Origin of the sequence: Kamptonema sp. PCC 6506 (genome assembly GCF_000180455.1) — a bacterium.
Taxonomy (GTDB): domain Bacteria; phylum Cyanobacteriota; class Cyanobacteriia; order Cyanobacteriales; family Microcoleaceae; genus Kamptonema; species Kamptonema formosum.
Genome location: NZ_CACA01000303.1, coordinates 1 through 10,577 on the forward strand (window position 1 = coordinate 1; position 10,577 = coordinate 10,577).

Below are 10,577 nucleotides of genomic sequence, written 5' to 3' on the forward strand. Positions count from 1 at the left end.
TCTTACCCTAGCCCCTAGCTATAGATGAAACACCTAAAATCGAGTTCTGCGGATCTGCGGGAACTTTTCAAGGACAGCATTACTGTTAAATATCTTGCCGAAACCCTTAAATCTGTTCCCGCCGATGCAGATGCAGCGATTTTACTACCTTGGATGGAAGCTCACGATTATGATGTCCTTGGTATTGAAGATGGAGGCGTGGTTTCTGGCTATATTATGCGATCGCTTCTTGGCCAAGGTAAGTGCGGCGACTTCCAGCAAATTTTTCACCCATCAGAATTAATCGCCGCTTCTACTCCACTGATGGAACTGTTGCCTCTATTGCGGGATAAACCCAGGTTATTTGTCTTGGAAAGTAACAGAATTAGTGGCATTGTCACTTGCGGTGATTTGCAGAAAGCCCCTGTGCGAATGCTACTGTTTGGATTAGTGACACTTTTGGAAATGAATCTGCTACGGCTAATCCGCATTTATTATCCCGATGATTCCTGGCAGCAATTCCTCAAAAGAGAACGGGTAATAGCTGCAAAGAATCTCTGGGAACAAGGACGAGCTAGAAATGAAGCTATTGATTTACTTGATTATCTCCAGTTTTGTGACAAGCGAGATTTAATTCTTACATCGACACAGGTTATTGAGCGTTTGGGGCTGAAATCTAAACGCTACGGAGAACGTTTTTTGAAAGCAGCGGAAACTTTGAGAAATAAGTTAGCTCACGCTCAAGATTTGGTCGGTGGTTCCTCTTGGCCGGAAGTGATTTTTTTAGCCCAGGAAATCGAAACCCTATTGCAGCGCTGCGAGGAAATGGAATTAGCAGTTCCCCTACAATCAGATAACTTTTCTTTGTAACGCTGCTCTCTGGGCGGTTATTTTACTGCCCAGAGAGCGGCATTACGACTACTAATTAGACTTGAGAAATAGCGATCGCACTCGTTTCCCTATTTCGATCGAACACAGCTCGCGGCCTCAGTAAAATCTTAAACAACAGCAAAAGTGAGTGTAATTCTCCGGGCGTTTGATGGCATTTCCACTGACCAGGACGGCAAAATAGCATTTCTACCAGACGGCGGTGTTGAGGTACGCTAACCTGCTCAAAAGCTACCCGTAAAGTAGGAAAATCGCCACTCATACCACTGCGAATAATCTGTCCTTGTAACTCTAACTTGTTCTCGACAAATTCTAACTCTACTGAAGAAGAATCTGTGAGATATTGAGCAACTTTTCCACCTTTGATGTTAACAGCTTCCTCTAACTGCTGCGTCAAAGCTACTTCAGCACCGACTTCAGAAATCAAGGTAGTTATACCCCAAAAACTCTGGTTGCCAATCTTTAGCCGCACCACTCGCTGCAATTTGAACCAATCATAAATATCTGGCTTAGGAACATCGACTAAGATTAACAACGCCACGCTAATCATGATTAAATTGTAAACGCTCCAAATCCAGCCCAAACTGATACCTTTTAAAAGAGCATCGCCTTGGCTGCTATTCAAACAAATGTTTAAATTCCGCCATAAACTCACTGATGTAGCTACAAATAGAATTAGAAATGGCCATGCTAAATTCCAGTTGAAATTAAAGCGCTTGCTCGATATTCCTTTTGGTGTTACTTTAAAGCCTCGATCGAAAGGATTTAGCATCACTTGAATCACTGTTAGCGCTAGGGGAAAACACAGTACAAAAGAGTAAACATCTGACAGTAAGGCAGAACGCGAACGGCGATTTAGCCAAGAGGAAGCCGTAATTTGTACTAGAGAGTAAGGCAGTAAAAAGTAGATCAATTCTGCCCCGTTTGCTCGAAAAGGAATGACACCAAAAAATGAATAAACTAATGGCATCATTAGAAATACAACCCGTGTTAGACTGGTAAACCAATTCAACAATCCTTCCAGGTGAGCTAGCCTTTGTACAAAGTTAAGACCCCTAATAGTTAAAGGATTAGAGTTAATGAAAAATGCTTGCAGACTACCACGAGCCCAGCGCAATCTTTGAGTGAGATGAGCTGCTATATTTTCAGCCGCTAAACCAGCACTTAACTTTTCATCTAAATAAATCAAGCGATAGCCTTTGGCAGATAAGCGAATTCCAGTAAAGTAATCTTCGCTGATCGAATCTGTTACGAAACCACCTGCTTTTTCTAAGGCGCTACGTCTGACAACAAAAGATGTGCCGGAACAGACAACGCTTCCTGCACCGTCTTTAATTAACTCAATTTGCCGATAAAATACCTCTTCATCTGGAGTAAGAACATTTTCTAAGCCTAAATTTCTCGCAATTGGATCGGGATTGTAAAAGCTTTGAGGAGTCTGAACTAACGCAACTTTTTTATCTTGAAAGAATCCCACTGTTCTGATTAAAAAGTTGGTTGTCGGAATGAAATCGGCATCGAAAATTGTAATTAGATCGCCCTTAGTTTTGGCAATGGCATAATTTAGATTCCCTGCCTTTGCATACAGGTTATTTGGTCTTGTGATGTACTCGCATCCCAATTCTTTCGCCAAGGCTTTAATCTCAGGTCGCCTAGTGTCGTCTAGCAGGTAAACTTTTTTGTGGGTATAATCTAAAGCTTGACAGCCCATGATTGTACGTCGCAAAATAAACGCGGGTTCGTTATAAGTTGGGATTAACACATCTACCCAAGGGCTGAAATTTCCACTTTCAACAGCCTGAGCCATGAGGTTAGCTTCCTGGCGGCGATCTGTCATTCTCAGCATTAAATATAGCTGGATGCTACTGCTGGCTACCATCAACATTTCTAGGAAAAATAGCCCTAGACTAAAGATGCCGTTCAAGGGATCTGCTAAATTTAAGGTGGAAAGCGATCTCCACAAAACGTAGCGAATAGTTAAGGCCAGCATAATTGCTACTACTACCACCCGCGACCACATCTTTGGTTCTGGAGAAATACGGATAGTAGCCAAAGCAATCAGCACTAATGTTACAGTTGGTATGAGCAGATACTTAGGTGTGACAGTTGGCACTTGTAACCACACAGGAGGGTTTTGCTGCCAAACATTGATATGTGCAAAAATGTTGCTGATTGTTCCAATGTCTGCAAGCCAAGCGGCTGCAACGGCAGCAGTAAAGGCAGTAACGGCGATAGCTACTAGAGTTGCTAGTGGTAAACGAAAGATTCGCAAAAAAATGCGATGCTTTAAACCTTGGCGGCTAAATCCTGAAGTTGTCATAGATGCAAATCCTGATATGTCAGCGACAGTTAGTTTTACTTCCTGTCATTTCTTCCCTGGAAACTTAAAACCCATTTTTGCCACACCCTATTAACATTATTTAACATTTTTTTGAAACAATTAGGTGAGGGCGATCGCAACAAAGGTATCAAGTGTCAGATACCTGATACCCCTTGCTTTTTATGCGACGATCGGGCTATTGACAAATAAAGTTTTTTGTGCTATGAATAAAACAATTTTGAGAGATTCAAATCAATGAATTATAAAAATTTAGTGGCTGTTGGTATCGCTTCAATCTTGACTGTTGGTTCCCTTGCGGCTGTGAATCAGTCACCAACTCAAGCTCAGATGATGGGGCCACAAACTGCGATCGCTTCTGGAACTTTTATGGCGGGGGAGAAACCCACCGAGGGAAAAGTCACCATTATTAGCGAAAATGGGAAACGCTATGTAGTATTAGATCGAGCATTTAAGACTAGCGACCAAGGCCCTGATTTAGAAGTAATCTTGTATCGTTCTACTATGCCACCCCAGGCAGGCTTGAAAAAGGAAAATTATGTAAGTCTTGGTAAATTGCGACAGTTTAGCGGCGCTCAGCGCTATCAAATTCCCGATAATGTTAAGCTGGCAGACTACAAATCAGTGGCAATCTGGTGTAATAAATTCAACGCTACTTTTGGCTATGCCACTTTAGCTGGTAGTAGCATGATGGGGCCAAAATAAATCCTCAGTTGTAGAGAGGGGGAGATGGGGAGGATGGGGAGGATGGGGGAGATGGGGGAGAGGGAGGAGATGGGGAGGATGGGGGAGGGATTATTAACAATTAACAATTAACAGTTAACAATCAACCTCATAAACCGGGTTTTTTGACGAAAATACTTCGTTTTTACCCACAGATTCTCTCAAAAACCCGGTTTCTGGGGCCATGAGCGTAAGTCCTGTAGCAATTAGCAATTAGCAATTAGCAATTAGCAATTAGCAATTAGCCATTAGCCTTTATCATTGTCCTGTAGCCGATCGCCCCTGTTTCCCCAACTTGATTAACACAAAGTAGCTTAAGTAAATCACATACACTACTAAACCAACCAGCCCCAAAAAGCCCAAAAATTGGACATTTCCATTGTGGTGAAAAATATCTTTATACATCCAAGGCGCATCTAACCAAACTCGGCAAAATGGCTCGTCCATCAATTGACTTTGAGATTTGAAACCGCAATTTATAAACGGAATTTGGGCGATCGCACCTAAAGCGCTATAAATACTAACAGCCCAACGCCACGAGGTAAAACTCAGTTTCAGGGGCGACTGCGGGCGATCGTCAATTTCTTCGTTAAGATCTACCCAAAACCAGAGAGACACAGGAATGAGCGCACGAGCTAATAACGATACTCCAAAACTTATAGGCAATGCAGCGATCATTAGATAAACTGTAATTGCTAACAAGCTGGCTACCCGCCAATAAATAATTAATAACCGTACCATTGCCTCAGCTTTTTCCACAAAAGCCCAAATCAGTAAAATTAGCGGTATCAAAATAGTAAATAGCAGCGCTAGTCGGTAATCCGTCCAGACTAGGGGTTGAAACCAGGGTGAATTAGCAGCAAGTAAAAAGCTCGACATTTTCAAACAAATTTAATTAGATATTTTTGCAAGAATTCTACTAAACAAATAAAACAAGCAACTGGAATACCTTTCTCAAATCCCAGTTGCTTGCTAAGGCTTGCCAGCTTTAGGGTCTAAACCTTGCTCCGTCAGCCTTCAGCTTAATTGAGTTTGTCCGTATCAAAGAAGAAGTTCAACTCCAGAAGCAAACTAGGCTGATAGCTGACAGTTGCGAATTTTAATCCTCATACAATCGGCACTCAGCCGCATCGGGGTTATCGTCGCAATATTTCTCAAATGAATTCTTTGGTTTATTCTGCTTCTGGTGGGAAGCTTCAGCTTGCAGTTCTTCAACTGCATCCCATGCTGCCGCGCATTCACCTGACGCACCGCCTTTAATATCGCATACAGCACGAGCGTTTGCGAGTTCTTCGTCAATTTTTTCTTGGATGTTATTCATGGATGTTGTCTCAGTCACTTTAATCATTAGGAGATTAATCACTAGGAGAAACTTCTCCCGTCTGAAATTTGGTTAGAGGTTCCAGTTGCAGATTGGGCTAATTTAGCCCACCAATAGTAGCTTTAGAAGTGCTACTCAACTATTCATACATTAAGTTGGGGTGTCACAACTGTATTAAGCTTTATCTTTTAAGATTTTGCCACTAATCCAAGTTGAGACCTCACAGCCTTAATAGATCCATAGGTTAATTTATCTTAACATAAGATTTCCCAGCGTGGGATCTACTGCGATCGAATCGCTCTTGGAGCGGCATAACCAGGTTAGCCTAGTGAGAAGAGCAATTGTAAGCAAATTAATTATAGGAGTGTCAAGATGTACGCGCCAAGCGAAATGCAGTGGGTCAGCGCCTTATCAACCCGCCCTTCCTTAGAAGCTGCTCTCAAAGAAGTTGTAGAACAAGCTCAGCAAGGATTGCAGGGGCCAGCAGATTTGGGTTTGGTGTTTATATCGTCTGCTTTTGCCAGCGAGTATTCTCGCCTAATGCCCTTGCTGCAAGAATACCTGCCGGCCGCTGCGATCGCTGGTTGCGGAGGCGGGGGCGTTATTGGCATGAATAGAGGCGGCATAACGGAAGAAGTCGAAGGAACACCAGCCCTAAGCCTGAGTCTGGCACGTTTACCGGGGGTAAAAGTAAAAGCCTTTCACATAGCAGCAGAAGAACTTCCCGACATGGACAGTCCCCCGGATACTTGGGTAGAGCAAATTGGCGTGTCCGCCCAAGAGCAACCCCAGTTCATCTTATTAGCCGATCCCTTTTCCTCAAAAATTAACGACCTACTCCAAGGGTTAGATTATGCCTATCCTGGCTCTGCTAAAGTCGGGGGACTCGCTAGCGGGAATGGGATGGGGAGGAGTGCAGCACTATTTTGTAACTATCGACTTTACCGAGAAGGGACTGTGGGAGTAGCCCTCAGCGGCAATATAGTTTTGGAAACGATTGTAGCTCAAGGCTGTCGGCCCATTGGTCAACCCTATAGAGTTACAGAAGGAGAGCGTAATATTTTGCTGGGGCTCGAAGAGCAAGAGAGTTTAGATCAACGAACAGGTAGCGGCCGTAAACAATCGCCTCTAGAAGCTTTGCGAGATTTAATTTCTACTCTCAGCGAAGAAGATCGGCAATTAGCCCAGCACTCTCTGTTTGTAGGGGTAGTCAGAGATGAATTTAAGCTGAAGTTAGACCAAGGAGACTTTTTAATCCGCAATCTGCTGGGGGTAGACCCCAAGGTAGGAGCAATTGCGATTGGCGATCGCGTCCGCCCCGGTCAACGCATCCAATTCCACCTTCGCGATGCCCGTACCTCCGCAGAAGACCTAGAAATGCTACTCGCTCGCTATCAGCGGGAAGCCCCCTTTAACCCAGTCGCCGCTAGAGCCGGTGCCTTAATGTTTTCCTGCATGGGGCGAGGCGAAGGTCTGTACGGTGAACCCAGCTTTGATTCCCGTTTGTTCAGCCGCTACCTCAACAATATTCCTCTCACTGGCTTTTTCTGTAATGGTGAAATCGGCCCTGTCGGCGGTAGTACATTTCTGCATGGTTATACCTCCGTATTTGGGATTTGCCGCCAACCTTAGAGGCGGTAATTATAAGTTTTGAGTTTTGAATAGTTGTTAACTGTTAACTGTTAACTGTCAACTGTTAATTTTTAACTGTTAACATTCTCTCTTTTTAAGTAAGGCATGAGATAATTTACAAATATTATGAAACCCAACAAAGAGCAAAAAGTAGCTTTGCAAAAAATGTTTAAAATTGGCATAGATAGAGCGGTTGATATGCTCAATTATATCACAGAAATGCCGATTTTTTGGGAGCTTTACCCCTTGGAAATATTGTCCCCCCAGGAATTGCAAGCTGAACTGGAGAAAAGCCTCGGTACGGAGCGGATTGTAGCAATGGAACTCATATTCAGTGGAGAATTTCAGGGCAGCGCTCAGTTAATTTTTCCCAGAGATAGCGCCGCCTTGCTGGTGAATGCAATCGCCAGTGAAGATCGTCGTACCCTTGACCAAAATGCCTTGAGAAAGGAAACTTTGACTGAGGTGGGAAATATTTTCTTCAACGGTATTATGGGAGTAATTAGCACGGTGGTTGAGCGGGGAATTACCTATATGCTACCGAGTTACCGAGAAGGGACGGTAAAGCAATTGGTGTCGGAAAATAACTCTAGCGTTTATGCAATCGCCTTGCTTGGTCACATACAATTCAAGATAGAAGAAGCTCAAGAGCAAAGCAAACAACAGCTCCATAGTTTTAGCAAAATATTGCCATCAAAATACGTGAAATTGTTTGTAGATAAATCCCAATCAGGGAAGAATATTGTCTTTTTCTTGAAAGTAGATAAGCTAGAGAGTTTGTTGTCAAATATCAACAATATTTCGGAATATTTTGATTGTTAAATTCGGGAAGTCATAGCAAAAAAGAGGTTTTTAACTCTGTGAAACACAGGTTTGACCTTTCTCTAAACCTCTCTCCTCAAAAGATAGAGGCTGACTCCCATTTCAAGTACCATATTGATTCCTTTTCCCATTACTTAATTTATGTAGAGCCACTGTTCCGAGGGACTGGAACCGCTGGTAATGCTGAGTTACAGAAGTAAGATCGGGACTGACGCATCCAACCAAAGAAACCAGGTTTTTTGACGAAAATACTTCGCTCTTATCCACATACGATCTCAAAAACCAGGTTTCTGGGACGACCTGCGTAAGTCCGATAATATGTAAATCCGGCGTAAGGGAAAATCCAGCCAGATAGGTTGATTTTTTGAGTACAATTCAGTAGAATCCAGAAAACAGACAAGTTAAGTCTTTAAAACTTACCCCAATAGTGGGGAAAACTTAACTCTTGAGGAGCTAGTTGCAAGACTAGGATAGCAAACCACCATTTTTGGCCAAAGGATTGCGCCCAAGAACCCTAGCAGTAGGGATATTTTAGAGTAAAACTTCTAAAGAATTCCATCCCCTTTAGAGGTGGAAGTGTCAAAATTGGGACTAAACTTATGCCTGAAGCTGATCTTCCTGGAAATCAGCCCCCGCGCTTCCTGACGATCGAATCCGATGCTAGCGTTTTACCGCCAGCTACTCCTTCCTCACTGACAGATGTGGCAAAAAATGCCGGCGAGTCGAAAGATCCCGCAGCGAAACTAGCCACCAGTCAAGTAACTCTCCCAGAACAACCTGAAGAGGAGTGGGAAACAGTCAATTTCCCCAACGCCATCAGCGTAGATGCAATTCCTACCAAGTCTGTTAAAGGTGGGAAGTTGAAGAAGGAAACAGGAGAATTGTCCGCTAGAGCGATATCAACTGATTCTCCTTCCCCGATATCTCCTTGGACAGTCCGCGATCGCGATCGCACCATTCATTTTTCACCAGAGACTCCAAGTAAAGCTGAATCTCCTACAACTTTGGTTCAAGCCTTGCATGAGTGCAACCGCGATTTAATGCAGCGGATAGCAGAACTAGAAACAGCACTGATTGAGTCCCAAAACGCATTAGAGGCGAAAGAAACTTTACTAGAGCAACGCATTGCTGAACTAGGCGACGCTCAGGAACAAATAACCAAGTTGTTCGGTAAACAAGAACAAGTCAATCAAATTATCCAACGCCAAGAAGTTTTAATAGAAACTTTAACAGCACAGGTACAAAGCAGCCAAACCCGCATTGCTGTAATCGAGCGAGAATGTGCTTTGACTCAGCAGCGTTACAGCGAACAGCAACATCTGGTAGTACAAACAGAAAATAGTTGTCGGGAACTGCGATCGCGCCTACATCGCCAGCAACGCCACACCCTACAATTCAAAGCAGCTTTAGAAAGGTATTTAGAGATGCCTCATCCGATCAAGTCAGAAGTCAAAACTCAGAGATCAGAAAGTGCAGATGACAATACTCCCACTCCATCTGAAGCTGTGATGGCTACACCCAAAGGTCAGAATAAAGAAGTACAATTGAAACCTCAAGCTTCACCAGTCAAACCTTGGTCAGGGAAACCGGAGTCAATTCCCGAAAAGCCAGCCTTAGAAGAGCCAAAAGCGCCTTCTTTTCCCCAAGAAAATCCGATTGTGAGCACATTATTAGAAGCATCCAGTAATCAATTGCATGAGGTGGAAACCTACTGGCATATAGAGCCAACAACGGAGAATCCATTTGTGAGTGCGGAAGCTGAACCGGAACTGGAAGATACCCCCAATCCCAATGAGTGGGAAGCATTTAGAGCATCCCCATTTTCAGATTCAGCCGAAACGCGATTACCTGAAAATCCCCAATGGACAGCAGAGCCGATTTTTGTGGGGAAAGCTGACTGGGTAGCATCGATCACCTATTCGCCGGGCCCTGGTAAAAAACGGCGATCGCTAGCTGAAATTGAATTACCCAGGTTTAGATAGTTGTTAGTGGTTAGTTGTTAGTTGTTGGTTGTTGGTTATTGGTTGTTGGTTGTTACTACCAATGAAATTAGCAATTAGCAATTAACTAATGAGGGAGGAGATTTACTAGCAGTTTCTACAGGCGCGATCGCCTTGGCAAAAAAATCATAAAGTAGTAAAATAGAATCATCCCCAACTACACCAAATCAGATGACTGCCACAACCCAACGCTTTACCCTAGAAGAGTATCTGCGCCATAATGACGGCACAGATATTCTCTATGAATTAGTTAAAGGAGAATTAGTTTCTATGGCACTCGGAACTGGAAAACATGGTGAAGTTGTCGATTTTCTTAATACTCAATTTCGCAACGAGATTGCTAGAATGGAGCGGGATTGGGTATCTAAACAAATGGCGATTGGCGTTCAATCTCCGCGCGGCGATCGCTGGGAGACGGTTCGCATTCCCGATCTAGTTGTTATTCCTAAAGAACAATGGCGAAACTTGCAAAACCGCGAGGCTGTTATTCTTCTCAATGAACCGCCACCGCTTTTAGTAGTAGAAATTGTCAGCGAATCAACTAAAAATATTGACTACCGCGCCAAACGTGCCGAATATTGCGTTCTAAATATTTCTGAATATTGGATTGTCGATCCGTTACAAGCAAAAATTACTATTTTTACTCTTTCTGAAGGATGGTATGAGGAAGCTGTTTTTACAAATAGCGATCGCCTCGTTTCTCCTACCTTTGGCGAACTTAATCTAACAGTTAATCAAATTTTAGAAGGTGAGATTTAATTTACGATCTGTCATTGCGAGCTCCGCGAAGCAATCGCAGAGACTAGGCGATTGCTTCGCGGAGTTCGCAATGACAAGTATTTAATAGGACATGATATTACATAAGTTCACCAAT

At 43.3% G+C, this 10,577-nt stretch carries 9 protein-coding genes; 6 read left to right on the forward strand and 3 right to left on the reverse strand.

Translation table 11 applies throughout. The features are described 5' to 3' along the window. Window positions 1-24: 24 nt before the first annotated feature. Window positions 25-849: a hypothetical protein gene (locus OSCI_RS17970; protein WP_007356491.1), complete on the forward strand. Its 825-nt coding sequence runs from the start codon at window positions 25-27 to the stop codon at window positions 847-849. 55 nt (window positions 850-904) lie between these two features. Here OSCI_RS17970 and OSCI_RS17975 read toward each other — a convergent pair whose 3' ends face one another. Further along, the gene (locus OSCI_RS17975; protein WP_007356492.1) at window positions 905-3,187 is read right to left on the reverse strand and encodes a glycosyltransferase family 2 protein; all 2,283 of its coding nucleotides are present in this window, start codon (window positions 3,185-3,187) and stop codon (window positions 905-907) included. 255 nt (window positions 3,188-3,442) lie between these two features. Here OSCI_RS17975 and OSCI_RS17980 point away from each other — a divergent pair, with 255 nt between their 5' ends. Further along, window positions 3,443-3,910, forward strand: coding sequence for a DM13 domain-containing protein (locus OSCI_RS17980; protein ID WP_007356493.1), 468 nt, complete (start codon window positions 3,443-3,445; stop codon window positions 3,908-3,910). 276 nt (window positions 3,911-4,186) lie between these two features. Here the strand turns inward: OSCI_RS17980 and OSCI_RS17985 are convergent, their stop codons facing one another. After that, window positions 4,187-4,807, reverse strand: a complete 621-nt coding sequence (locus OSCI_RS17985; protein ID WP_007356494.1) for a DUF3177 family protein — start codon at window positions 4,805-4,807, stop codon at window positions 4,187-4,189. 220 nt (window positions 4,808-5,027) lie between these two features. Next, on the reverse strand, window positions 5,028-5,249 hold the full coding sequence (locus tag OSCI_RS17990) for a Calvin cycle protein CP12 (protein WP_007356495.1): 222 nt from the start codon (window positions 5,247-5,249) through the stop codon (window positions 5,028-5,030). Window positions 5,250-5,621: 372 nt separating this feature from the next. Here OSCI_RS17990 and OSCI_RS17995 point away from each other — a divergent pair, with 372 nt between their 5' ends. From OSCI_RS17995 to OSCI_RS18010, 4 genes are all read left to right on the forward strand, one after another. Beyond that, complete coding sequence (locus tag OSCI_RS17995) at window positions 5,622-6,881, forward strand: FIST signal transduction protein (protein WP_007356496.1); 1,260 nt, start codon at window positions 5,622-5,624, stop codon at window positions 6,879-6,881. Between the two features lie 126 nt (window positions 6,882-7,007). Further along, window positions 7,008-7,703, forward strand: coding sequence for a hypothetical protein (locus OSCI_RS18000; RefSeq protein ID WP_007356497.1), 696 nt, complete (start codon window positions 7,008-7,010; stop codon window positions 7,701-7,703). Window positions 7,704-8,302: 599 nt separating this feature from the next. Further along, window positions 8,303-9,685, forward strand: a complete 1,383-nt coding sequence (locus OSCI_RS18005) for a hypothetical protein (RefSeq protein WP_007356498.1) — start codon at window positions 8,303-8,305, stop codon at window positions 9,683-9,685. Window positions 9,686-9,874: 189 nt separating this feature from the next. Next, complete coding sequence (locus OSCI_RS18010; RefSeq protein WP_007356499.1) at window positions 9,875-10,462, forward strand: Uma2 family endonuclease; 588 nt, start codon at window positions 9,875-9,877, stop codon at window positions 10,460-10,462. The last annotated feature ends 115 nt before the right edge of the window (window positions 10,463-10,577 follow it).